Below are 23,735 nucleotides of genomic sequence, written 5' to 3' on the forward strand. Positions count from 1 at the left end.
GAGAGTCAGGAGCCGAGCAGGCGCGCCGGGATCAACCCGCGCAGGGCGTTGCCGACGAGGAAGCCGCCTGCGAGATCGTCAAGCGTCAGGTCAGCCTCGACGGCCCGTCCGGCCTCGATCAGCGAGCGGCGTAGCACGCCCGGCAGCAGGCCGAGGTCGGCGCGCGGGGTGAGCAGCTTGCCATCGCGTTCGACGAACAGGTTGGTGAAGGTGCCTTCGGTGAGCAGGCCATCATCGCGCAGGAACAATGCCTCGCCGGCCCCGGCCTTCTTCGCGGCAGCCAGGCCTGCTTCGTAGAAGCCGCGGTCGGTAGTCTTGTGGCGCAGGCGCCAGTCTCCGTCCGAAACCGGCAGCGGCAAGACTGCGCAAGTCAGGCTTTCGAGCGGCGCGGGCATGTCACTGGCATCGAGCGCATGGGCACCGCCCCTGGAGGCCACCAGCCGCACCTTGGACGGCTTGTCGAGATCGAAGCACAACGCATGGATCGCATTGCGCACGGCGTGGCGATCGAAGCTGAAGCCCAAGGCCAGTGCGCTCGCCTTCATGCGTTCGAGGTGCAGTTCGAGCAGTTCGATGCCCTTGGCGGGATCGAAGGCCATCGTTTCGATCAGATCGGCATGGCCGGCAGACAAGCGCAAGAAATTCCCCTTCACCACGCATTCGCGCCATTCGCCGATCATTGCGGAATCGGCGACCACGGCCGAGCCCACGCCCATCACGGCGCGACCATCGGGCGAGAGGCGCACCGTGCGGATTGCCACATTGAACGCGGCATCGCCAGAGGGGTCTATCCGTCCGATCGAACCGCAATAAGCCCCGCGCGCATCACGCTCTGCCTGGTGGATGATCTCCATGGCGCGGATCTTGGGCGCGCCGGTGATCGAGCCGCAGGGGAAGATGGCGCGCAGGAGGCTGCGCACGTCCTGGCCAGAATCCAACTCTGCCCGAACTGTCGTGACCATCTGGTGAACTGTGGGGTAACTCTCGATGGCAAACGGGGCTTCGACACGGACCGAACCGGGGCGCGAAACGCGCGACAGATCGTTGCGCATGAGATCCACGATCATCAGGTTCTCGGCGCGATCCTTAACGCTGGCCGAGAGGTCCGCCTTGAACCGCGCGTCCTCTTCCGGGGTGCTCCCTCGCGGAGCCGTGCCCTTCATCGGGCGGACGCGGGCTTCCCCGCCCGAGAGCTTGAAGAACAGTTCGGGCGAGAACGAGAGGTGCCAGTGCGACCCGTCCCAGATCACGCCGCCATAGCCTGCCCGGGCATCGCGGCGGACATCGGCATAGATCGCCAGCGGATCGCCGTCCCACGTGCCGGCGAGCGGGAAGGTGAGGTTGGCCTGGTAGATGTCTCCGGCGCGGATCGCTTCCTGCACCTGCGCAAAGGCCTTGGCATAGCCACCGGAAGAGATGGCCGCGCCCATCGGGCCGAGCCTGCCGGAGCCCGCGGCGGTTGCGGCGAGCCAGCGTTCGACGGCGGCGCTGGCCATGCGCGTGACCTTCCCGAACCGGGCGAACCACACCAGCGGGCCTGCCGCGCCGGTGCGCTCTGCCGCCAGAGGGGCAAGGCGCGGTTCGAGCGCCAGCCCGGCCTCGTAGGCAAGGTAGCCCGCCCAATCGCCCGGTGTGGCGGCGATCTGCGCCAGCGCGGCCTCGACTTCATCGGCCCGGCGCGCAACGACGAGTTCGCGCACGTCCTCATAGAGGCGTGCGTCGCTGGCGCCTTCGGTTCGGGCATCGTCGAGCAGGATGAAGGGGGCGCGGGTCATGGGCGGGTCATTGTCTCTGGCGAGCGCGCTCTAGCCGTTCCCCGCTCCGGATGCAAAAACCCCTCGCAAGGGGCGCGGCTGCGTCTTAGTCTCAGGCCAAATCGATGGGGTGCTGTGCATGGACGATATCTACCTTGGCCTCGGTTCCAACGGCGAACGGCAGGTGCTGCGCCTTGGCCGCGCCAACCGCCACGGCCTGATCGCGGGGGCGACCGGCACCGGCAAGACGGTGACGCTGCAGGGCATTGCCGAACAGTTCTCGGCGCGAGGCGTACCCGTGTTCATGGCCGACGTGAAAGGCGACCTTGCGGGCATCGCCATGCCCGGAAGCCCGACCTTCAAGCACGCCGCTTTCCTCGAATCGCGCGCCAAGGAACTGGGCATCGAGGACTACGCCTATTCCGACAATCCGGCAGTGTTCTGGGACCTCTATGGCGAATCTGGCCACCCGATCCGCACAACGATCTCGGAAATGGGCCCGCTGCTGCTGGCGCGGCTGATGGGCCTCAATGAGACGCAGGAAGGCGTGCTCAACATCGCCTTCCGCTATGCCGATGACAACGGACTGCTGCTGATCGACCTGCCCGATCTGCAATCGGTGCTGATGGCCTGCGCCGAGAACGCCAGTGCGCTTGCCACGCGTTACGGCAATGTCTCCAAGGCCAGCGTCGGCACGATCCAGCGCCAGTTGCTGGCGTTCGAAAGCCAGGGCGCGGACCGCTTCTTCGGCGAACCCGCGTTCGAGGTGAACGATTTCCTCAAGGTGGACGAGCAGGGCCGGGGCATGGTCAACGTGCTCGCCGCCGACAAGCTGATGCAGAGCCCCAAGCTCTACGCCACGTTCCTGCTGTGGCTGCTGTCCGAACTGTTCGAGGCGCTGCCCGAAGTCGGCGATCCGGAAAAGCCGTGCCTGGTGTTCTTCTTCGACGAGGCGCACCTGCTGTTCGACGATGCCCCGCAGGCGCTGATGGAGAAGGTGGAGCAGGTCGTCCGCCTGATCCGCTCGAAGGGCGTGGGCGTCTATTTCGTCACGCAAAACCCGATCGACATTCCCGAGAAGATCGCGGGCCAGCTCGGCAACCGCGTGCAGCACGCGCTGCGGGCCTTCACCCCGCGCGACCAGAAGGCGATCCGCGCGGCGGCCGAGACCTTCCGCATCAACAAGGACCTCGATGTCGAGACGGTCATCACCGAACTGAAAGTCGGCGAGGCGCTGGTCTCGACGCTGGACGATGACGGCGCGCCTTCGGTCGTCCAGCGCACCCTGATCGCCCCGCCCCGCTCGCGCCTCGGGCCGCTCAGCCCAAAGGAGCGCGCGGTGATCCAGTCGGTCAGCCCGTTCGACGGCAAGTACGATACGGCGGTAAACCGCGAATCCGCCGCCGAAGTGCTGGCGCAGAAGGCCGCCGATGCAGCGGCGGCGGCGCAGCAGGTGGAGGAGCAGGGCGAAGAGGCCCAACGCGCCTCGCCGCGCCGGACGACGACGATGTGGGAACGCGCGGGCAAGGCCGCAGCGGGCGCAGTCGCCTCATCCGCAGGCGCAGTGATCGCCGCCAGCATCACCGGCAAGAAATCCCGCGCGGCGCCGGTGGCTTCGGGCGTGACGGCGATGGTCGGCTCGATCGCGACGTCGATTGGCGGCGAGGCCCTGGGCCGTTTCGCGCGGGGGATTCTGGGTGGGTTGTTGCGTTAGGGCTTGGACTGCTTGGGCAATTGCGGCTTGGCCGAGTTGGCAGTTATCCGCCACTTTGCGGTGGAAGGAGACTTTCGGGATACGACGCCATTCAGGACATTGACCCCTACTGCTGAAAACGTCAGTCAGAGCTATGAACGCTGAAATCGAAGATGCTTTCGCAGCCCTCTCCGTACGAGCAAAAATCGCCGTCCTGGCTCGAGCTATCCACATGGAAACAATCCATAATCGGGATCAACCAGAAAGTGCTGAGCGGCTCTACCGTTCGAGTGAGTTCATACATCGATTGGTCGGGTTCATTATGTCGCTGGCCTATCGGCCTGAGGATTTCCAACGTGATGCGACTTGGGCGAGCAAGACTCTAGTCGAAGGCGTGGCAGTTCACGGCCAACCATATTTGGCAAAGTTGCACGATTGGATTGTGGAAGTTCGTATGGTTTCTTGAGGTCAATTTCCCACCCCAAAACAGTCAACATGCTCCCAGCATTGAGGACCCAAAACCCGTCGTCCCGGACTTGATCCGGGACCTGGCTTTTCTTCTTCAGTGTTTGGCCAGAAAGAAGCCCAGCCCCGTGTCGAGCACGGGGCGACGGTTAGTATGTTTGGCAGTTGTTTGCGCTGCCCAGCTTTTCGTCATTGCGAGCCGCCGCAGGCGGAGAAGCAATCCAGTGCGGTTTGTACCAAGCCGCAATGATCGTGACCCACAACGCCCCTCCCCCTTGAGGGGGAGGTTGGGTGGGGGTGTACCACGGCGGCTGTGGACGCTCGGCTTTGCCTCGCTCCCCACCCCCGAACCCTCCCCGCCGGGGAGGGGAGATGAGACGGCGTTGTCGACTGTCCGGATTACTTCCCCTTCGCGTTCTGCCAGTCGGTCAGGCCCTTGATGAACTGCGGGCGGGTGCGGGCCTTTTCGGTGAGGACGCCGATCACGCGGTCAACCGGGCGGGCGGCTTCGGCGGGGACCGTGGCCTTGAACGCCTTGAGCTTCTCGATCATCGCCGGATCGTTCGACTGCCCGCCGAGGCTGGCGATGAACGTGACGCGGCTCTGCGCGTCGACCAGCGATTCGATCTTCTCGCGGTTGGCCAGCGCGAAGTCGTAGGTCTCGTCCGGGTGCAGGCCTGCCGAGGCGACGATCATTGCCGCGCTGGTGGTCTTGCCCGGCGCATCGGTCAGCGCAAGCTCACGCGCCGCCTTGGCGAGCGAGGCATCGGCGGGGCGGCCCAGCAGGGTGTAGAGGAACTGGCGTTCCACCGCGCTGTTGCTGGCCGCGGCCATGGCCTTGATTGCTTCCCAATCCGCCTTCGTCGCGTTGCGGGCGACGATGTTGAGCCAGGTCGTCTTGAGCGGGCCGTCCAATGCCTTGGGGTTGCTGGCGAGCATGGCGAAGCGGCGGCGCGCTTCGGCCACGACGTCGGCATCGCCCATCGTGCCGAAGCCCGAGATCAGCGTCGAGCGCAGGTCTGAATCGCGCAGCGGCTCGTCGGCCTTGGGCTCGAAGCCCAGCGCCATGAGGCGCGGCTTGTAGGTGCTGGCAACCTTGCCATAGAGCTTCTTCTGCGCGGCAGGGTCCTTGTCGAGCACGCGCCACGCGCCGACGAAATCGCCGAACGCATTGCCGAGCACGACCGGATTGGCATTGCCGGGGATCGCGGCAAGCAGATCGAACGCCGGACCATAGGGCTGGTAGCCGCTCGACGAGAGCGCGAGGTTGTCGGCAATCAGGCCCATCTGGTCGACCGGCTGCAGCGTCGGCATGGCCTTCTTCAGCGATTCGAGCATCTTGGGGCTGTAGAGCGAGCGGTAGTAGCCTAGCTGCCCGGCGTTGATCACGATCGGGCCGCAGCCATTGACCGTCACCGTTGCCTTGCCGCCATCGAGGATGGTGCGAACCGGTTCGCCCGAGCCTGCCGAGACGATCAGCGGCACCTTCCACTGCTGCGGCTTGGCGGCAACCTCGTCCTTCCGGTCGACGCTGAATTCGCTCTGTTCGAGATTCAGCGTGGCCTTGCCCTTCTTGCAGGTCATGCCCGTCACCTTGACCAGCGGGATGCCGGGCTTGGTGGTGAAATCGGTGGCGATGGCGGTGAGGCCGGGTGCGCCTGCCTTTTCGATTGCCTGCCACAGATCCTTCGAGCGGGTGTTGCCGAACTTGTGATCGCGCATGTAGGCGCGCAGGCCATCGCGCCAGACGTTCTCGCCCGCGAAGGCCTCGAGCATCGAGATGACCGCTTCACCCTTCTGGTAGGTGATCGCGTCGAAGGCCTGGTTGGTCTCGTCGACGGTCTTGATCTCCTGCACGATCGGGTGCGTGGTCTTGAAGCCATCAAGGCCCATCGCCGCATCGCGCCCGTTGACCCGCTCGAGCAGCGGGAACCAGTCGGGATGGAAGTGGGCGGTGGCCTTGGTTTCCATCCAGCTGGCAAAGCCCTCGTTCAGCCAGAGGTCTTCCCACCAGGCCATGGTCACGAGGTTGCCGAACCACTGGTGCGCCACTTCGTGCGCCTGCGTGGTGACGATGTTCTGGCGGGCAGCAGCGCTGGTGATGGCGGGATCGTTGAGCAGGATGCGCTCGAACGTCAGGATCGCGCCCCAGTTTTCCATGGCCGAGAAGAACTGCGACTGGCCGGGTGCGGCGATGTTGTCGATCTTGGGCAGCGGGTAGGGCTGGCCGAAGTATTCGGAATAGTAGGGGATCAGCGGGGCGAGTTCATCAAGCGCGAAGCGGGCCTGCTCGCCGCTGCCCTTGGGCGCGACGATGCCAGCCTGGACGCCGGGGGCGGCTTCCTTGGTCATCCGCTCCCAGTCGCCCAGGCCGAAGAACAGGAGGTACGAAGACATCTTCGGGCTGGTGCCGAAGGTCACGCGCTTCATGCCACCCGCGAGCTGCTCTTCCTTGGCGATCGGCATGTTGCTGACGGCCATCTGCGTGGCGGGGACGGTGGCGGAAAGGTCGAACGTCGCCTTGTAGATCGGCTCGTCGAACATCGGGGCGAAGCGGCGGGCGTCGGGCGCTTCGAACTGCGTGAACAGGCCGCGCACCTCCTTGCCGGTCACCTTGTCAGGGTAATCGAGCGCGAAGAGGCCATTGGCCTGCGTGTTGATGATCCCCGAATAGCTGGTGTCGAGCCGGTACTTGCCGGGCTTCAAGGGTGCGGCGGCGGTGAAGGTTGCGGTCTGGCTCTTGGCGTCCATCGTCACGGTGACGGGCATGGCTGCGCCGCCTGCGGGCGTGAGCGTGGCGGTGGCGATCTTCAGGTCGAGCGCGTGGAGCGTCAGCGCGGGCGTGGCTTCGGTGACTTCGAGATCGACCGAGGAGGTGCCGGTGAAGGTCAGCGCCTTGGCATCCGGGGTGATCGAGATGGTGTAGTGCGAGGGGTGCGCCACGCGGGGAAGATCGGTGTGGACGCCCGCTGCAGCCGAAGGATTGAGCGGCGCCTGCGCCGTGGCGGGGACGGCAACGGTCGCAACAGCGAGAGCGAAAGCGGAAACAAGTGAAATGGTACGCATGCCGATCATGACTCCCCGGCGCAATGAAGATTGGTTGCACTAGCAACCGGTCGACCACTGCGCGACTCCTTTCGACGAACGGCAGGCGCGCACCGACGAAGGTCGGTTGACTATTGCGGCGGGGATGAGCGGTGGCTTAACCGAGCGGCAGGCGCATGGTTGCGGTGAGTCCGGCAATGCCATTCTCGCCGCGCCGGTTGGTGAGCGTCAGCGTGCCGCCGTGCTGGTCGGCGATGGCGCGGGCGAGCGTCAGGCCGAGCCCGGTGCCACCCGTGCCGCTGTTGCGCGAGGCATCGAGCCGGGTGAACGGCTCCATCATCCGCGCAATCTCGTGCTCGGGGATGCCGGGGCCGTCATCCTCGATCCGCAGCACAGCCTCGCGGCCTTCGCGGGCGAGGGTGATGCGAGCGCGATCGCCATAGCGGATTGCGTTGGACACGAGATTGCGCAGGGCGCGCCGCATCCAGGTCGCGCGGACAGGCAGGACGACGCGGTCGGTGTCACCCAGTTCCACCGGTTCGCCCATGTCCTCGAATTCGCCGATCACGTCGGCGACCAGTGCCGAAAGCTCGGTGGGCTCGAGTGGATCGGACGGCCGTCCGACGCGGGCGAGCGACAGGATATCGTCGAGCGAGCGGTTGATGTCCTCGATCGTCGCAGCCATGCGGGCGCGCTCGACATCATCGTCGACGGCCTCGATCCGCACGCGTAGCGCCGCCAGCGGGGTTTTGAGATCATGCCCGATCGCGCCGAGCATGACGTCCTTTTCATCGAGCATTGCCGCGATTCGCGCTTCCATCGCATTGTGGGCGACGATCAGGCCCTGGATGTCCTCGGGTCCCTCTGGCTGGAGTTGGCCATCCAATGTGCGATTGCCGGCGAAGTCCTCGACCCGGCGGGTGAGGGCCTTCAATGGGCGGGCCATGCGCCGCAGGATCAGCGCCATCGTGCCGACCAGCACCAGGTACAGCACGATGGTCTGGCCGACGAGCGGCGCAAGCACGCGCATTTCACCGCCCTCGGTGAACACGCGGGTCGAGGTCCAGCCGCCAGATGGGCTGCGTATCGAGGCAATGACCAGACGGGGCATGGGCTCCTTCGAGACCAATTCCAGTTTCCGGCGATTGCGGTTCCAGAATTCGATGCTCGGCCCGTCGCGCATCGGATCGCGTTCGAAGACCAGCACCTCGGCGGTCTCCACGCCCTGCGCGTTCAGGACTTCGCTCAGTTCGTGCTCGACGCGGGGCAGCCGCCGCTCGCCGGGGCGATAGAGTGAATCTTGCGAATGTTCGATGCGGAACGGCGGGGGCGGGCGATCATCGGCATCCCCGTGTCGATGGCGGCGTTCTTCAGGGCTGGGGCCGATCAGCCGAAAAGCGGCCGAACTCACCATGGAAACTTCGCGCCGATGATTCTGTTCGCGCCAGATCAGCACGGCGGAAATGGTCTGCGCTACCAGCAGTGCCAAGGCGATGGCGAGCAGGACCTGCCCCTGCAGGCTGCGCGGCCACAAGCGGAGGTTCTTCACGCCCGGTCAGCTTTCGTCCGAAGTGGCGGGACGCTTGCGCACCTCTGCGGCAAGCATGTACCCGCCGCCCCACACCGTCTGGATCAGTTGCGGGTTGCGGCTGTCGACCTCCACCTTCCGGCGCAGGCGCGAGATCTGGTTGTCGACAGCGCGGTCGAACAGATGCGCCTCGCGGCCCTGCACCATGTCGAGCAGGCGATCGCGATCGAGCACCTGTCGGGGGTGGTCGAGAAAGGCCATGAGCAGGCGGAACTCCGCCGAGGAAATGGCGACGACCGCGCCTTCGCTGTCGATCAGGCGGCGCTTCAATGGATCGAGCCGCCAGCCTTCGAATTCATAGATGACCGCGTCCGAAACCTCGCTCGACTGCTTGGTCGCGCGCCGCAGGACCGAGCGGATGCGAGCGACAAGTTCGCGCGGATCGAACGGCTTTACCACGTAATCGTCGGCACCGATCTCCAGCCCGACGATGCGGTCGGTCGATTCGCCCTTGGCGGTGATGAAGATGACGGGCAGGCGCTTGGCCTCGACCAGATGGCGGCACAGCGAAAGGCCGTCCTCGCCCGGCATCATGATGTCGAGCAGCACAAGGTCGCAGCCTGCTTCGAGCAGGCGGCTGCGGGCTTCGGCGGCGGTGCCTGCCTGAGTCACGACAAACCCCTGCCGGACCAGATAGTCCGCCAGGGGTTCGCGCAGCGCAGGTTCGTCATCGACCAGGAGCAGTCGGATCGGCGCTTCGTTCATCGTGGATCAGTTAGCCGGAGGGGGCGGCGGAGGTCCATCACCCATCGCACCCATATGGCCGGCGTGCGGGCCCTTCATCTTGCCCATCATCGCCTTCATCGAAGCGCGACGCTCTTCCGGCGTGATCTTGCCGTCCTTGTTGGCATCGGCCATGTCGAAGTGCGCCTTCACGCCAGCGTCGAATTCGGCGCGGGTGACGGTGCCGTCCTTGTTGGCATCGGCCATCATGGCCATGCCGCCACCCATCATCATGCCCTTCATGCCGCCGTTGCCACGGCCACCATGACGGGCCTTGCGGTCACCATCGCGGCCTTCAGGCCCCTTCATCTGCTGGTGATGGGCAATGAATTCCTCGCGGCTGATCGAACCGTTCTTGTCGGTGTCGATCTCGGCGAACTTCTCGGCCCACTTGGCATTCTTGTCAGCCTGGTCGAGCTTGCCGTCCTTGTTGACGTCGAGCTTTACCCACATCTCGTCGGACTTGGCCTTGGCCTCAGCCCAGGTGATGGTCTTGTCGCCGTCGGCATCCATCTTCTGCGCGAAGGCGGGCGAGGCGGCGTAGAGCGCGAGCGAGGCCGTGGCCGTCACTGCAGCGGCAGCCGCAATCTGGAATTTCTTCATCGGTTAGTTCCCGTCAGTAGAGGGAGGAGACTGCGGCCACTGGCACTTGGCAAGGAGAGGGGGAGGGAGTGCCTTGCTCAGGAGGGACTGAAAACCAGCGACCGCAGTTCCTGTAGTCCCTATCTAGGCGCAGCTTGTCGCGCGACTATGCCGGGGACGCGGGTTTATTGTCGCAATTTGTCGCGCCTGCACCGGAGCGTTCATCCGCGTGCAAGCGCGGGCGGATATGCCTGCGTTCAGCCCATCACGAAGGCGTTGAGCTTGTTGCCGTCGGGGTCGCGGAAGTAGGCGGCGTAGAAGCCACCACCGCGCAGTCCCGGCTGGCCCTCGCAAGTGCCGCCATGGGCAAGCGCAATGGCGTGGAGGCGCCCGACCTGTTCCTTGTCCTTGGCCTGTAGCGCGACCATGACGCCATTGCCCACCGTTGCGGGCTGCCCGTCGAAAGGCTTCATCGCCGCAATTCCGGCAGCGCCATCGGGCACGCCCCAGGCAATCCCGGTCTCGAACTCCATCATCCGGCCGACCCCCATTTCTGCAGCGATGGCATCATAGAACGCTGCGGCCTTGGCCAGGTCATTCGTGCCGACAGTGACGTATCCGATCATCGCATTGCTCCTCATCTTTGAGTCGATAAGGAACAATACGTGAACATATGCCCCGTCACAAGGGCGCGCAGGCCGCTTCCAGCCAGATCAGATCGTCACCGGAGAGCTGCGGGGCCAGCACGTCGCGCACCTTGGCGTGGTAAGTGTCGAGCCACTCGCGCTCATCGGGTGAGAGGAGGGTGATATCCACCAGATCGCGGGCGATCGGGGCGAAGGTGAGCGTTTCAAAGCCGTAGAACTCGCCCTCGGCGCCGGGAATGTCGCGCTTTTCGACCAGCACGAGATTTTCGATGCGGATGCCGTATTCGCCGGTCTTGTAGTAGCCCGGTTCGTTCGAGAGGATCATGCCTGGCATGAGCGGCTGGCCGGTGCCGGCCTGCCCGCCGCTGGCCTTGGCAATGCGCTGCGGGCCTTCATGGACGGCGAGGAAGCTGCCGACGCCGTGGCCGGTGCCATGGGCGTAATCGAGGCCAGCGGACCACAGGAACTGCCGGGCGAAGCTGTCGAGCTGGCTGCCGGCGGTGCCTTTGGGGAACACGGCGCGGGCCAGCGCGATGTGGCCCTTGAGCACGCGGGTGAAGCGGTCCTTCACTTCCGCATGCGGCGCGTCAGGTCCGACCCAGACGGTGCGGGTGATGTCGGTGGTCCCATCAACGTACTGCCCGCCCGAATCGACGAGATAGACGCTGTTCGGCTCGAGCTTACGGCTGGTCTCCTCGCTGACGCGATAGTGAACCACCGCACCGTTCGGCCCGGCGCCCGAAATGGTGTCGAACGAGAGGTCGCGGAGCAGCCCGCCCTCGGCGCGGAAGGCTTGCAGGCGGTCGGCTGCGGAAAGCTCGGTCACGGTGCCGTTGGGCGCTTCGACCTCGATCCAGCGCAGGAAGCGGGCAATGGCGGCGCCATCGCGGGCCTGTGCAGCGCGGTGGCCGGCTTGTTCCACGGGGTTCTTGATGGCCTTGGGCAGGACGACCGGATCGGTGACGGCAACGACTTGCGCACCGGCCCCTTCGAGCGCCTGGAAGATCGCGGCCACCGCCCGTTCGGGATCCACCGCCACCTTTCTGCCCTTGAGCGCCTGGAGCGCCGGGACGAAGGCCTCGCGCGGCTGGACGCGAACCGCGTTGCCGAGATGCGCCGTCAGTTCGGGCGTGACCTTCTCGGGCGCGATGAACAGGTCGGCGGTGCCATCGGCATTGGCGATGACGAACGAGAGCGCCACCGGCGTGCGATCCACGTCCTCGCCGCGAATGTTGAGCAGCCAGGCCACCGAATCGAGCGCAGTGATGACCGCAGCGTCGAGCCCTTGCGATGCGAGCCACTCGGCCACATCGGCCCGCTTTTCCGTTGCCGACTTGCCGGCGTGTTCGGTGGCATGAGGCACGGCCGGAGCGAGCGAGGGCGCCGGCTGGTCCTGCCATACCGCGTCGACCGGGTTGTCTGTGACTGCCACCAGCGAGGCGCCGCGCGGTTCGAGTGCGGAGGCAACGCATTGCGCCCAGCTCTTGGCATGGAGCCAGGCATCGTAGCCGATCTTCGCACCTTGCGGAGCATGTTTTCCGAGCCATTCCGCAACGCTGGTCTGCGGCACCGACTGGTACGACCACAGCTTGCCATCGACCTGATCGCGCACCTGCAGGGTATAGCGTCCGTCAACGAAGATCGCGGCTTCATCGGCCAGCACCACCGCCGTGCCCGCAGAGCCGCCGAAGCCGGTTAGCCATTCCAGCCGCTGGGCATAGGCGCCGACATATTCGCTCATATGTTCGTCAGAAATGGGGATGACGAAGCCGTCCAGCCCCTCCTTGGCAAGCTGCTTGCGCAAGGCGTCGAGGCGGGCTTCATGAGTTTGCATCAGCATGGGATCGGTCCTGAATGTGGGCGGCCCGCCTTGCGGGCATCATGCACGCAACATAGATGCGGGGGATGAGCATTGCCACACCTCCTGTCGCCGCCCGCATTCCGCACAGCTTTTCGCATCATGGCCTGACCGTCTCCGACGATTACGCCTGGCTGCGCGATCCCGGCTATCCCGAGGTCACCGACAAGGCCGTGCTTGCCCATCTCGAAGCCGAGAACGCCTGGTTCGAGGCTCGCATGGCCGAGCGCAAGCCGGTCATCGACGCCCTGTTCCAGGAAATGCGCGCCCGCATCAAGGAAGCCGACAAGTCCGTGCCGCAGAAGGATGGCGACTTCCTCTACTGGATCGAGTTCGAGGAAGGCGCCGAATACAAGAAGTGGTGGCGCAGGCCGGTTGGCGCGCCCGACGATGGCAGCGCGGACGAACTGATTCTCGATGAAGTCGCCCTGGCCGAGGGCAAGGACTACTTCCGCCTTGGCGCGATTGCGGTGTCGAAGGACGGGACGAAGCTCGCCTGGTCGGTGGATGACAACGGCTCCGAACGCTTCACCGCCCGCATCAAGATCATCGCCACCGGGGAGGTCCTGCCCGACGAGATCCCCGGCACGCTTTCCGGACTGATCTGGGTGAAGGACGACACCGGCCTCGTCTACAGCCTTGCCAACGAGAACTGGCGGACGGACAACGCGCGCCTGCACTGGATTGGCCAGCCGCTGGAGAACGACGTCGAACTCTATCACGAGGACGACGAGGGCTTCCGCGTGGGCGCGTCGCTTTCGGCCAACGAGAAGTGGCTGATCATTTCGACCGGCGACCACGAGACGGGCGAGGTGCGACTGGTTCCGGCGGACGATCCTCTTGCCGAACCCCTGCTGGTCAAACCCCGGCAGAAGGGCGTGGAGTACGATGTCGATGAGCGCGACGGCGTTCTCTATATCCACGCCAACGATACCCACGAGAACTTCCGCCTCGCCACGGCGCCGCTCGCGAATCCCGGCGAATGGACCACGCTGATCGAGGGAACGGACGATTTCTACCTTACCGGGTTCGACCTGTTCCGCGACTTCTACGTGATCGAAGGGCGTGTGCGCGGGTTGGACCGGATCGAGGTGCGCTATTACGACGATCCGTCTCGCATCGAACCGATCGAGTTTCCCGAAGCAAGCTACGAAGCTTCGCTTGGCGACAATCCCGAATGGGACATGAGCGTGCTGCGCGTCGGCTATGAATCGATGGTCAGCCCGGCGTCGTCCTATGACTATGACGTGGCCACCCGCAGCCTGACCCTGCTCAAGGTGCAGGAAATCCCGAGCGGGTACGATGCTTCGCTTTATGACACGGCGCGGCTGGAAATTGCGGCGCGCGATGGCACGATGGTCCCGGTCAGCGTGGTCTGGCGCAAGGACCGCGCGGCCATCAATGGCGAACAGGGCGGTCCGCTGCACCTCTATGGTTACGGCGCTTATGGCATCGCCATCGGGCCGGGCTTCTCGACCACGCGGCTGAGCCTTGTCGACCGCGGATTTGCCTATGCCATCGCGCATATCCGCGGCGGCGACGATCTTGGCCGCGCGTGGTACAAGGCGGGCAAGCTGGAAGCGCGGACCAATAGCTTCAACGACTTCGTCGACGTCGCCAGGGGCCTGATCGAGCGTGGGTTCACGCAGGCTGGCAAGATCAGCATTTCCGGCGGTTCGGCCGGGGGTGAACTGATGGGCGCAGTGATCAATTCCGATCCAGACCTGTGGGGCGCGGTCGTGGCCCACGTGCCGTTCGTCGACGTGCTCAACACCATGCTTGACGAGGACCTGCCGCTGACACCGGGCGAGTGGCCTGAATGGGGCAACCCGATCGAGGACAAGGCGGCGTTCGAACTGATCCAGTCGTACTCGCCCTATGATCAGGTCAAGCCGCAGGGCTATCCGCCGTTGATGGTGACTGCAGGCCTCAACGACCCGCGCGTGACCTATTGGGAGCCTGCCAAGTGGGTGGCGAAGCTGCGCGAGGTGAAGACCGACGGCAACGAGCTGATCCTCAAGACCAACATGGGCGCGGGCCATGGCGGCAAGTCGGGCCGGTTCGAATCCTTAAAGGAAACGGCGGAAGAGTTCGCCTTCATCCTGTGGCAGCTGGGGGTGGATGCTTGAGTAACCGCCACACCCTCACCTTTACCGCAGGCCCCGAGCACATCGACGAGCTTGGCCATGTCAACAATGCGGTGTGGGTGAACTGGATTCAGGATATCGCCACCGCGCACTGGTCCGCGGTCGCCTCACCCGAGCACCAACAGGCCTACGTCTGGGTCGTGACGCGGCACGAGATCGATTATCGCGGAAACATCGTTTCGGGCGAGAGCGTCACGGCCGAGACCTTTATTCCGGAACCGCCCACCGGCGCGAGGTTCGACCGGCGCGTGGATTTCCGCAACGCAGGCGGCAAGGTCATCGTCAGCGCGAAGACCACCTGGGCGATTATCGACCGCGCATCAGGCCGCATCCTGCGCGTACCGAAGGATGTTGCCGCGCCGTTCCTGCCATAGGGTTTCGTCCTGAGGCTTTCCATTCTGCCTGAATGGTTGCAACCATAGATGACCCGAATGCGTTTGGCCGCAGATGCAAGGGCAGTACGTGGATAGGACGAGTGGCGCAGTCACGCCGTCAGGGCGCTATCGCGACCGCCAGCGCAGCGGGCGCGAGCGGCTTGCGCCCACCGTGCTCGCCGCATTGTTGCATATCGTTGTGCTGTGGGGTGTGATCCACGGTTTCGGCGGGGTCCCGGCCATGACCGATCTGGCCAAGGAGGCTTTCACCACCAGCACTTTCGATGTGCCGCTGGACGAGCCCAAGCCCACGCCCAGTCCGACCACGCCCGAACCCGCTGGCGCTTCGGGGGAGGAGGGGAAGAAGGCCAAGCCCAAACCGGTGATCGCCAAGGCTCGCGTCCCTTCGCGCAAGGAGAATGCGCCACCGGTCGCCTCGACCGGCCAAGACGCGCGTTCGGGCGCAGCCGCGCAAGGGCAGGGGACCGGCGGCGGTGGTGAGGGCACGGGCACCGGCAGCGGCGCCAGCGGCAATGGTTCGGGTGGTGGTCTTGCCCGGAAGGCAGAAAAGATCGCCGGAGATATCCGCTCGACCCGTGACTACCCGGTCAGCAGCCAGCAGGAACGCATCGGCAAGCGCGTGGTTATCCTGCTGACGGTCGGCACGGACGGACGCGTATCGTCCTGCCGTGTCTACCGCGCGAGTGGCGTGCCCGAGGCCGATGCGACAACTTGCCGTCTTGCCACCGAGCGCTTCCGCTTTCGGCCTGCGCTTGATGCGGAAGGCAATCCGGTTACCTCCAGCTACGGCTGGGAACAGCGCTGGTTCGAACCATAATACTGCACTGCAACATAGCAGTTCTTTTATCCTAAGTTATACAAATGGTTGGATAGAAGAACTTTTGCGGTAACCTGCGTTATTTCCGCGCTATTTTTGTTGCATCGCAATGCAACCGGATTGCTCTCCCTGCGTTGGTTCATCGAAAGTACAGCATCCGCGCCATGCGGTTTGCGACGAGCCTTCGGAAACCTGCACGCCATGACTCTCATCGAAAATGCCTTCGGCACCGGCGACGCTTCCGCTCCCGGAGTCCTCTCCTTCCTCCGTCGCGGCCAGAAAGCGCCCTGCCGCGTTGCGTTGATTGGGGGCTACACGCCGCGCAAGTGCGGCATCGCCACCTTTACCACCGATATCTACGAGCAGCTCCGGGCGCATCATTCGGACATCTCGGTCGATCTTCACGTCATCGACGATGCGCGTTCGCCGCTTGAATACGACGATGTGCGCGGGCTCATCCGTTCAGATCAGGTCGAGGACTATCGTGCCGCGGCGCGCCGCATGAACGAGGACGCGGTCGACGCGGTCTGGCTCCAGCACGAATACGGCATCTTCGGGGGTGCGGATGGCGATATGGTGCTCGAACTCGTCGACCGGGTTGCGGCGCCGCTGATCGTCACCCTGCATACGGTTCTGGCCCAGCCATCCGCGCATCAGCGCGACGTTCTTGAGCACATCCTGCGCCGCGCCTCGCGGGTCATGGTCATGTCGCAGCACTCGATGGGGCTGCTGCAGGATCTCTACCGCGTTGCTCCCGAACGCATCATGGTGATTCCGCATGGCGCGCCAGACCGTCCGTTCGGCCGTGGCGAGGCCTACAAGGCGCGCATCGGCCATGAGGGACGGCGCGTTATGATGACGTTCGGCCTGCTCGGCCCAGGCAAGGGGCTTGAAACGGTCATCGAGGCGCTGCCGGCCATCGTGCAGAACCATCCCGATGTCGTCTATCGCATCGTTGGTGCCACCCACCCCAACCTCGTTGCCAGCGAAGGCGAGCGCTATCGCGAGAGCCTTGAGGCCCTCGCTCAGGATCTGGGTGTTGCCGCCAACATCGAGTGGGACAACCGCTTCCTCGATCTGGACGAACTGCTCGACCAGCTCGAGGCCTGCGACATCTACCTGACCCCATACCCCAACATGCAACAATCCACCTCGGGGACCCTCAGCTATGCCGTGGCATTGGGCAAGGCTGTGGTCTCGACCCCATATGTCCACGCCCGAGAACTCCTTGCCGATGGGGTGGGGGTTCTGGTCGATCCGCGCCGGGCCGATGTGATTGCAGCCGCTGTGAATCGCCTGCTTGATGATCCCGACGAACTGCATGCCGTGCAGAAGCGCGCTTGGGGCAAGGGCCGCGAGACGATCTGGCCCCGCTTTGCCGGCGCCGCCCGCGAACTGGTCGAAAGCGTGGTGGTCCGACCTGATCGCACGACCCCGTTGCTCGCGACGCCGGGCTTCTCTGGCGTGACTGCGATGAGCGATGCCACCGGCATGCTGCAACACTCCATCCTGACAGTGCCCGACCGCCGTCATGGCTACTGCCTGGATGACAACGTGCGGGCACTGATGCTGATGGGAGTGGCCGACACCGTGCCCCTGGCAGAGCGGCAGCGCTGGGCCATGGTCTATGCCTCGTTCATCCAGCACGCCTGGAATCCCGACGCGCGCGCCTTTCGCAACTTCATGAACTTTGACCGGACCTGGTGTGAACCGATCGGATCGGCCGACAGCAATGGCCGAACGGTCTGGGCGCTGGGCCGGGCCATGAACGATGCGCCGGACGCCGGGCTTCGGCACTGGGCAGCACAGTGGTTCGACATCGCGCTTGCTCCGGTTTGCACGATGGATGCCCCTCGCACGGTTGCGTTCGTGATGCTCGGCTGCATCGAGGCTTTGCGCGCCAACCCTGCACATGGCGAGGCGCTGAACAGCCTTCGCCACGGCGCCGAGTTGCTTGCCAACCTTCTCAACGAAGCGCGTCGCCCCGATTGGGCTTGGTTCGAAGCCGTGCTCAGCTATGACAATCCGCGCCTTTCCCAGGCGCTGATCGGGGCCGGGCAGGTTCTGGAGCGAGCTGACTGGGTGGAATCCGGCCTGTCCTCGCTGCGTTTCATTGCGCGGCAGCAGGTTTCGGCGCAGGGGCACTTCCGCCCGGTGGGTTCGGAAACCTTCGGTCGGCCTTATGAGAACATGCCGTTCGACCAGCAGCCACTGGAAGCTTGGGCTGCGGTCGATGCGGCGGCGACCGCCTATGCCGCGACCGGTGATATTACATGGCTGCGTCATGCGGAAACCGCCTATCGCTGGTTCCTGGGCGGTAATGACCGCGGCGAGGTGCTTGGCGATATCGTGTCAGGCCGCTGCCGCGATGGCGTGACCCCGCAAGGGGTCAACCTCAACTGCGGTGCGGAGTCTATCCTCGCGTTCCAACTTGCGCATTACGCCATGGTCGATATTGCGCGGCGACCGGGTTCCGGAACGATCCGTCAGGAACCTATTCCGCCCCATGCCATTGCCATGAAGATCAACAGCAAGGGTACGCAACAGCTTGCGGGTGCTTGAACAACGACTTCATGCCGATCCCTCCAGGGTCGTGCTTCGTCCATTTCATCTTGGCTGGCAGGGGCCCGGCGGCTCTGGCGCGCGCGCGCGCAAGCTCGTCGCCGATGTCCTTTCGCTTGGCCACAAGGAGGCAGACGAGGAGTACGCGCGCGTGCTCCACGATTTCGAGGAGCGTCACTGGCAGACCGAACAGCTTTTCGAGGAGCGCTATCGCCAGATGGAGGCGGTGCTCAACTTCGATGGTTCGGAACTGTCGATCCGCCGCAAGCGGCTCATCGGTGCCTACTTCTGCCACGAATACACTTATGCCGCTGCGGCCCTGATGAACCCGAGCATCGTGCCGCATCCCGACCAGTCGGGCATGACCGACGGCGCAGTCCGGTTCGTGATGAGCCTGCGTGCCGTGGGCGAGGGGCACATCAGTTCGATCGTCTTCCGGGAAGGCATTGCCCTTCCCGACGGCGCTTTCGAACTCTGGCCGCAGAGCCATTTTGCAACAGCCATGCTGCCGGACGACAGCCTGACGGTGTGCCAAGGGGCCGATTGCGCCGTCACGTTGCATCGGCACTCAGAAAGCACGCTTTCCAACAGCGTGATCTTTCCTGTGACCGAACAGCAACGCGGCGGCTTGGAAGACCTCCGCCTTGTCCGCTTTGACCATGGCGGTGGGGATTACGAGTGGATCGGCACTTACACTGCCTATTCCGGAGCAGATATCAGGTCCGAACTGCTGCGCACGCGGGATTTCCGGTCCTTCCTGCTTGAACCCATCGTCGGGCGCGCCGGTCGGAACAAGGGCATGGCGCTGTTTCCGCAGAAGGTGGGCGGGCAATATTGCATGGTCGGCCGGCAGGACGGCAAGAACCTGTTCCTGCTCCGCTCGGACAGCCTGGAGCGCTGGGAAGATGATGGCGTGCTGCTGATGGAGCCGGAATTCCCTTGGGAATTCGTGCAGATCGGCAACTGCGGCAGCCCCATTCTGACCGACCACGGCTGGCTGTTGCTGACGCACGGTGTGGGCGCGATGCGCAAGTACGCGTTGGGCTGCGCCCTGCTCGATCGTGATGACCCTTCGAAAGTCATCGCGCGCTCAAGCAAGCCATTGCTGACAGCCATTGATGCCGATCGCTTCGGGTATGTTCCCAACGTAGTCTATACTTGCGGTGCGCTGCTGGTCGAGGATCAGTTGCTTGTGCCATATGGCATATCAGACAGCGCCGTGGGGTTCGCTACGACATCGGTTGGCGAGATGCTGGCAAGAATGGATGCAACTCGCTAGAACAGTGCTTCGCTGCGCTGCAGCAAGTCAGATCAAGGCAACACATGACCAATACAGTTCCCGTGATCCTGTGCGGCGGTAGCGGCACCCGTCTTTGGCCGCGCTCGCGCAAGGCGCGGCCAAAGCCATTCCTTCCGCTAGTAGGCGACGAGACGCTGTTTCGCGCAACCGTCCTGCGCTGCCCGGTGGGGGAAGGCTTTGGCAATCCAGTCGTCGTGACCGGGGCAGCTCATCTCGATCATGTCGAGCAGCAGTTGCCTGATCCTGCCAATACCCGCATCATTGTCGAGCCGGAAGCGCGCAACACTGCGGCGGCGATCGCGCTTGCCGCGCTGACCCTGCCGGAAGACGCGATCATGCTGGTCTGCCCCAGCGACCATCATATCGGTGATTGCGATGCCTTCCGGGCCTCCGCGCACAAGGCGGCGGCACTGGCGCAGGATGGCTGGCTCGTTTCCTTCGGCATCGTGCCCACTGCGCCCGAGACCGGTTTCGGTTATCTCAAGCAGGGGGAAGCGATCGACGGCACCGGCGGTCGCCGCGTCGAGCGCTTCGTCGAAAAGCCCGATCTGGCCCGCGCGATCGAGTTCCTCGGCAGCGGCGACTATGCCTGGAACGGGGGCATATTCGCATTCAGGGTCGGCACCTTCCTCGAGGAACTCGGCCGACATCGGCCCGACATTCTGTCGGCCGTGCGCGAGGCCGTGGCCAAAGGGCGGGAAGATGGCATGCGTTTTCATCCCGATCACGAAGCCTTTGCCAAGGTACCCAGCGAATCCGTCGACTATGCCGTCATGGAAAACACTTCGCGCGCAGCTATGGTCCCGGCTGAGATGGCATGGTCCGACATCGGCAACTGGCAGGCCCTGCACGAAGCGCAAGATCGCGATGAAGCGGGCAATGCCGTCCGCGGTCGGGCGGAACTGAAGGATTGCAGCAACGTACTCGTTATGAGTGATGGCCCCCGCGTTTCGGTGGTGGGCGCGTCTAACCTCATGATCGTCGTCGATGGCGACGAAGTCCTCGTCTGCACGCCCGAAGGTGCGCAAGGCGTGGGCAAACTTTCCGGAGCTGCGAACCAGTGAAATTGCTGCCGAGGCGGATAGTCGAAAAACCTTGGGGAAAGAACGATCTGCCCCCGCCTTTCGAATCCTACTCGGGCAAGAGCATTGGCGAAATCTGGTTCGAGCCGCCGCCCGAACTGCCATCGGTCCTGATCAAGTACATCTTCACCAGCGACAAGCTTTCGGTGCAGGTGCATCCCAGCGACGCGCAGGCGAGGGCGCTGGGCGAGCAGGATCGCGGCAAGGAGGAATGCTGGCTGATCCTTGATGCCGAGCCGGGCGCGAAGCTGGGCATTGGCTTTGGCCAGCATCTGGATGGCGAAGCGCTGCGCACAGCAGCGCTCGATGGCAGCATCGAAGAGCTGATGGACTGGTATCCGGTTCAGCGCGGGGACTTCTTCTATATTCCCGCCGGCACAGTGCACGCGATCGGGGCGGGTATAAGCCTGATCGAAATCCAGCAGAACAGCGACATCACCTATCGTTTCTACGACTATGGCCGACCTCGCGAATTGCACCTTGAGCAGAGCGTTGCGGTTGCACGGGGCGAGCCGCACGACCCCTCGCTGCGGCGCCACGGTGTTCTGTCGAAACCGGGCAAGCTGGCCAGCGGCAAGTATTTCCGTGCCGATTGCGTGATTGGCGAGCCTGCGGCCGATGTGCAAAATGCGTATGACGGTCCATGCCTTGTCATCCCGGTCGATGCCGCCGTTGCGGTAGCGGGCGAGGCAGTGGACGTAGGCCATTGCGCCCTTGCCGCTGCTGCCGCCGACGTGGCGTTCTCTGCATCCGGCACCTGCCTGCTCGTCCGACCGGCCTAGCGTTCTCGTTCTTCCTTGGAAAAAGGGTGGCGGATTCATGTAATGTTATGTTGTAACATGCGTGCGGCGCCTGTATGGAGCCGCCAACGCCGCAGCCCGAAGGGCGGGTGGCCAGTCGCATTCAGCAAGGACATTCCATGCGTCTTTCTGCTCTCTTCCTCAGCGCTTCACCGATTTGCGCTGTTGCATTCGCCGTCCCCGCCGTGGCGCAGCAGGCTTCTGCTCCTGCAGCTGATGACCAGGCAGACGGGCACACTCAGCCGTCGATCCAGATCGTCGTCAGCGCCCCGTTCGAACGCAAGCGCGACGATGTGGCGTCGGCAGTAACCGTCCTTCAGGGTGACGATCTGCAGTTGCAGCAGCGCTCGACCATCGGGGAGACGCTGGCCCGCCAGCCGGGTGTGTCCTCCACCTTCTTTGGCCCCAATGCTTCGCGCCCGATCCTGCGCGGGCTGGATTCCGAGCGGGTGCGCGTGCTGACCGACGGGATCGGCAGCTTCGACGTGTCGAACACATCGGTCGACCATGCCGTGGCGGTCAATCCCCTCTTGGCCGACCGCATCGAGATCCTGCGCGGCCCGGCTGCGCTGCTCTATGGATCGGGCGCGATCGGTGGCGTGGTCAACATGCGCGATCTGCGCATCCCGCGCGAGGTGCCCCAGTCAGGACCGCACGTCGACGCCGTGGCCGGCCTCGCCTCGGCAGCCGAAGAGCGCAATGTCGCAGCCTCGGTAAACGCGCCGCTGGGTGGCGGGTTTGTGGCGCATTTGGACGGCAGCTTCTTTGAATCGGGCAATTACCGCACCGGTGGCTTCGTGTTCAGCAAGGATCTGCGTGAGGAAGCGGCGGAAGAGGGTGGCGAGGTGGCCGATGAGGCGCAGGCGCGGGGGCGGCTCGAGAACACGTCCGCGCGCACCTGGGACGTGGCCGGTGGTCTCGGATGGGTCGGCAGCAATGGTGCGAACTTCGGCTTTGCCGTCAGCCATCTCGAAAATCGCTACGGCATTCCCAACAGCCTTGAAATCCACCACGACGATCACGGCGAAGAAGGGGGTGTCACGGCGCTGGCCGAAGACGACCACGAGGGCCACGGCCATGAGGACATCACCCTCGACATGCGGCAGACCCGCGTCGACGTGCGCGGCGCAGTGCCGCTGGGCGGCGCGTTCAAGGAGCTGAAGGTGCGCGGCGGGTGGGCTGACTATCGCCACGACGAGATTGAATCGACCGGGGAAATCGGCACCAGCTTCTTCAACAGGAGCTGGGAAGCGCGCGCCGAACTGGTGCAGGCACAGCGCAACGGCTGGCAGGGTGCCAGTGGCCTCCAGTACTTCAGCCGCAATTTCAATGCCGTGGGCGAAGAGGCCTATATTCCCGCCAACGAGACACGGCAGATCGGCCTGTTCACCCTTCAGGAGTTCGACCTCGGCGTCGCGAAGCTGGAAGCGGGGGCGCGCTACGAGCATGCGACCGTCAGGTCCGCTGCAATCGGGCGGGAGAGGACGTTCGATTCGGTCTCGCTCTCGCTGGGTGGTTCGGTCGATCTCGGCAGTGGCTTCCGCCTTGCCCTGAGCGGGGCCCGCAGCGAACGTGCGCCTTCCGCCGAAGAACTGTTCGCCAACGGTGCCCACGCCGCCACCCGCGCCTTCGAGATCGGCAATCCCGATTTCCGCAAGGAACGGCAGATCGGCGGCGAAGCGGTGCTGCGCGGACGCGGCGAAGGCTGGCGCGTCGAGCTTTCCGCCTTCATCAACCGGTTCGACAATTACATCTTCCTCAACCCCACCGGCGAGGAAGAGGACGAACTGCCGGTGTTCCAGTATGCTCAGGCCGACGCCCGCTTCTATGGCTTCGAGGCCGAAGGCGCGGTTACCGTGGCTCAGGCGGGCGATACCCGCTTCGAACTGACCGGCCTTGTCGATTACACCCGCGCCGATGTGCTGGGCGCCAATGGTCAACAGGGCGGGGCCGTGCCACGCATTCCCCCGCTGCGCCTGATTGGCGGACTGGAAGCCAGTGGCAGCGTGATCGGCGGGCGCTTGGAGGTGGAGCATGCCACGGCGCAGCGCCGCATTGCCGCGTTCGAAACTGAAACGCCGGCCTGGACCATGGTCAACGCGAGCGTTTCGTGGAAGCCGTTCGGCGCGCAATCGCAGACCACGCTGATGCTGCAGGCCAACAACATCTTCGATGTGGAAGCGCGCCGCCACACCAGCTTCCTCAAGGATGTCGCCCCGCTGTTCGGGCGCGATATTCGCTTGAGCGCCCGCTTCAGCTTCTGATCACCTGCTGAAT

Annotated in this window: 17 protein-coding genes; 10 read left to right on the forward strand and 7 right to left on the reverse strand. The window is 64.5% G+C overall.

What is annotated here, in order from left to right; genetic code table 11:
- Nucleotides 1–5 precede the first annotated feature (5 nt).
- Nucleotides 6–1,775: an aminodeoxychorismate synthase component I gene (gene pabB, locus AC3WLM_RS10235; RefSeq protein ID WP_492477296.1), complete on the reverse strand. Its 1,770-nt coding sequence runs from the start codon at nt 1,773–1,775 to the stop codon at nt 6–8.
- A gap of 118 nt (nt 1,776–1,893) precedes the next feature.
- On the opposite strand from pabB, the gene AC3WLM_RS10240 reads away from it, so the two are divergent.
- The gene (locus tag AC3WLM_RS10240) at nt 1,894–3,468 is read left to right on the forward strand and encodes a helicase HerA-like domain-containing protein (RefSeq protein ID WP_492477297.1); all 1,575 of its coding nucleotides are present in this window, start codon (nt 1,894–1,896) and stop codon (nt 3,466–3,468) included.
- Nucleotides 3,469–3,601: 133 nt separating this feature from the next.
- Nucleotides 3,602–3,913: a hypothetical protein gene (locus AC3WLM_RS10245; RefSeq protein ID WP_039336358.1), complete on the forward strand. Its 312-nt coding sequence runs from the start codon at nt 3,602–3,604 to the stop codon at nt 3,911–3,913.
- 398 nt (nt 3,914–4,311) lie between these two features.
- On the opposite strand, the gene AC3WLM_RS10250 is transcribed toward AC3WLM_RS10245, so the two are convergent.
- The 6 genes from AC3WLM_RS10250 to AC3WLM_RS10275 form a co-directional block, all read right to left on the reverse strand.
- Nucleotides 4,312–6,978 (reverse strand): M1 family metallopeptidase, encoded by a 2,667-nt coding sequence (locus AC3WLM_RS10250; protein WP_492477298.1) that lies wholly within the window; start codon nt 6,976–6,978, stop codon nt 4,312–4,314.
- Nucleotides 6,979–7,114: 136 nt separating this feature from the next.
- Nucleotides 7,115–8,506, reverse strand: a complete 1,392-nt coding sequence (locus AC3WLM_RS10255; protein ID WP_039336360.1) for a sensor histidine kinase — start codon at nt 8,504–8,506, stop codon at nt 7,115–7,117.
- Between the two features lie 6 nt (nt 8,507–8,512).
- Nucleotides 8,513–9,250: a response regulator gene (locus tag AC3WLM_RS10260; protein WP_039336362.1), complete on the reverse strand. Its 738-nt coding sequence runs from the start codon at nt 9,248–9,250 to the stop codon at nt 8,513–8,515.
- Between the two features lie 6 nt (nt 9,251–9,256).
- Entirely contained in the window at nt 9,257–9,871 is a 615-nt protein-coding gene (locus AC3WLM_RS10265; RefSeq protein ID WP_492477299.1) for an EF-hand domain-containing protein, read from the reverse strand.
- A gap of 236 nt (nt 9,872–10,107) precedes the next feature.
- Nucleotides 10,108–10,476 (reverse strand): VOC family protein, encoded by a 369-nt coding sequence (locus AC3WLM_RS10270; protein ID WP_039336487.1) that lies wholly within the window; start codon nt 10,474–10,476, stop codon nt 10,108–10,110.
- 55 nt (nt 10,477–10,531) lie between these two features.
- Entirely contained in the window at nt 10,532–12,331 is a 1,800-nt protein-coding gene (locus tag AC3WLM_RS10275) for an aminopeptidase P family protein (protein ID WP_492478114.1), read from the reverse strand.
- A 62-nt stretch (nt 12,332–12,393) separates the two neighbouring features.
- On the opposite strand from AC3WLM_RS10275, the gene AC3WLM_RS10280 reads away from it, so the two are divergent.
- From AC3WLM_RS10280 to AC3WLM_RS10315, 8 genes are all read left to right on the forward strand, one after another.
- Complete coding sequence (locus tag AC3WLM_RS10280; protein WP_492477300.1) at nt 12,394–14,484, forward strand: S9 family peptidase; 2,091 nt, start codon at nt 12,394–12,396, stop codon at nt 14,482–14,484.
- Nucleotides 14,481–14,876 (forward strand): acyl-CoA thioesterase, encoded by a 396-nt coding sequence (locus tag AC3WLM_RS10285; protein ID WP_062344899.1) that lies wholly within the window; start codon nt 14,481–14,483, stop codon nt 14,874–14,876. The genes AC3WLM_RS10280 and AC3WLM_RS10285 overlap by 4 nt, the downstream gene beginning before the upstream one ends.
- 88 nt (nt 14,877–14,964) lie before the next feature.
- The gene (locus AC3WLM_RS10290) at nt 14,965–15,714 is read left to right on the forward strand and encodes a TonB family protein (RefSeq protein WP_492477301.1); all 750 of its coding nucleotides are present in this window, start codon (nt 14,965–14,967) and stop codon (nt 15,712–15,714) included.
- 201 nt (nt 15,715–15,915) lie between these two features.
- Nucleotides 15,916–18,276 carry a glycosyltransferase family 4 protein gene (locus AC3WLM_RS10295; protein ID WP_492477302.1) on the forward strand — a complete coding sequence of 787 codons (2,361 nt, stop codon included), beginning with the start codon at nt 15,916–15,918 and terminating at the stop codon, nt 18,274–18,276.
- 31 nt (nt 18,277–18,307) lie between these two features.
- The gene (locus AC3WLM_RS10300; RefSeq protein WP_492477303.1) at nt 18,308–19,555 is read left to right on the forward strand and encodes a glycoside hydrolase family 130 protein; all 1,248 of its coding nucleotides are present in this window, start codon (nt 18,308–18,310) and stop codon (nt 19,553–19,555) included.
- A gap of 44 nt (nt 19,556–19,599) precedes the next feature.
- The gene (locus AC3WLM_RS10305) at nt 19,600–20,640 is read left to right on the forward strand and encodes a mannose-1-phosphate guanylyltransferase (protein ID WP_492477304.1); all 1,041 of its coding nucleotides are present in this window, start codon (nt 19,600–19,602) and stop codon (nt 20,638–20,640) included.
- Nucleotides 20,637–21,440, forward strand: a complete 804-nt coding sequence (locus AC3WLM_RS10310) for a class I mannose-6-phosphate isomerase (RefSeq protein WP_039336375.1) — start codon at nt 20,637–20,639, stop codon at nt 21,438–21,440. Before AC3WLM_RS10305 ends, AC3WLM_RS10310 begins: the two co-directional genes overlap by 4 nt.
- 137 nt (nt 21,441–21,577) lie before the next feature.
- Nucleotides 21,578–23,722: a TonB-dependent receptor gene (locus tag AC3WLM_RS10315; RefSeq protein WP_492477305.1), complete on the forward strand. Its 2,145-nt coding sequence runs from the start codon at nt 21,578–21,580 to the stop codon at nt 23,720–23,722.
- Nucleotides 23,723–23,735 lie beyond the last annotated feature (13 nt).

This window comes from Novosphingobium sp. FW305-C-30-35 (assembly GCF_058783135.1).